1 protein-coding gene is annotated in these 1,686 nt (G+C 66.2%); it reads left to right on the plus strand.

Features of this window, described 5'->3' with window-relative positions; genetic code table 11:
- A partial coding sequence (locus ACWDOP_RS38955) for a DUF222 domain-containing protein (protein ID WP_456349087.1) occupies positions 1–1,451 on the plus strand: 1,451 nt, incomplete at its 5' end.
- Positions 1,452–1,686 lie beyond the last annotated feature (235 nt).

The following is a 1,686-nucleotide window of genomic DNA, read 5'->3' on the forward strand; positions in this document are numbered from 1 at the left end:
TTGGCGCCGCGGTGGAGAACCTGCTCGAATTGCCGATGTACTCGTTGGCCAAGGACGAGGTCATCGAGGTCATGCAGGAGCTCGAGACCAGCTTCCGAAAGCTCGAAGCGGTGAAGCAGCGGTTCGCGCTCGAGTGTGGAGCGCGGGACTTGGGCCCTCGGGCGGGTGTGAAGAGCCTGATCCTGTTCCTGCAGCAGACCCTGCGGCTGTCGTACGCTGAGGCCGCCGCCCGCGTACGCAACGCTGACCTGCTGTCGACGGTGTCGGTGGGTTCGAGTACCCGGCCGCCGAAATTGCCGCTTGTAGCCGCAGCGCAACGCGCCGGGGAGATCTCCGCCGATCATGTAAAAGCGATCAAGGACGCGCTCGAGCGGATCCCCGACGCCGCCGGTCCGGAAGTCAAAGACCACGCCGAACAACACCTCACCTCATTCGCCCGCGAAGGCGACCCGAAGGGTGTGACCAAGCTCGGCGTTCACATTCTGGCCCACGTCGATCCCGATGGGCGGTTGACCGAGGACCGGGACCGGCAACGGGTCCGGTGCATCAAGATCGGGCATCAGGGCATCGATGGCATGTACCCGATCTCCGGGTTCCTGACCCCGCAGTTGGGTGCGGTCATGATCCCGATGTTCGAGAAGTTCGGACGCCCCGGCATGTGCAACCCCGATGATCCCGAAAGTCCCTGGACCACCGCTGAACTCGGGCTCGACACCGAACTCGACGACGGCGACGAGAACGCCGACGATGCGAACGACCCCTCGCTGACCCCAGCTGAGCGTGCCCGCGCAGCACTTCGAGCGAAGCTGCGTGCCGCCGCCAAGCGCGATCACCGCAACGCCGATCAGCGCAACCATGACGCTCTGCTGGTCCTCTTCCGCCCGGACATGGGCCCCACGAAGCTCGGATCGCATCGCGGACTTCCGGTCTCGACCATCATCACCATGAGCATCGACGACCTGGAGAAGCGCGCCGGGGTAGCGACCACCGCGACCGGCGGCACCATGTCGATCACCCAAGCACTCCAGGTGGCCAGAAACTCGACCCCGTATTTGGTGGTGCTCGACCGCAACGGCCGCCCACTGCACCTGTCGCGAGGCCAGCGCCTCGCGAACCCGGCACAACGGTTGGCGCTCACCGCCACCGAACGCGGATGCACCCGCCCCGGTTGCGACGCGCCAGCGAGCCGCTCGGCTGTACACCACATCCGGGAATGGGCCGATGGCGGTGAAACGGACATCGAGAACCTGACCTTCGCGTGCGATGCCTGCCACGCCCAGGTCAACACCGGCCCGAACGGCTGGGAAACCGTTGTCATGGGCGAGGATTCGGAGAATCCGGGCAAAACCGGATGGATCCCACCACCACACATCGACCCCGCACGCCGACCACGTGTGAACTTCCGCCACCATCCCCAGTTCCCGGGTATCCCCGCACGATGGCGCTGTTAGCTACCCAGCCCCCTGGGTATCGAGTCTCACCGCCGTTTCCACTCTGCCTCTTCGGCTTTCCCGTGCCGAAGGGGCTCCTCGCGTGCCCAAGCCCTGGTCCGCTCTTCTCACCCGTGCGGCGGGTGCGTCCACACGCGTCGGTGTTCACGCCCGTGGCCGACGTAGCCCGAACCCGCACCCACGCTGCGGCTTCCGGCGGGGTTCGGGAGAGCGGGCAAAGCAGATGCGGCAGTGC

Source organism: Nocardia sp. NPDC003693, assembly GCF_053981095.1.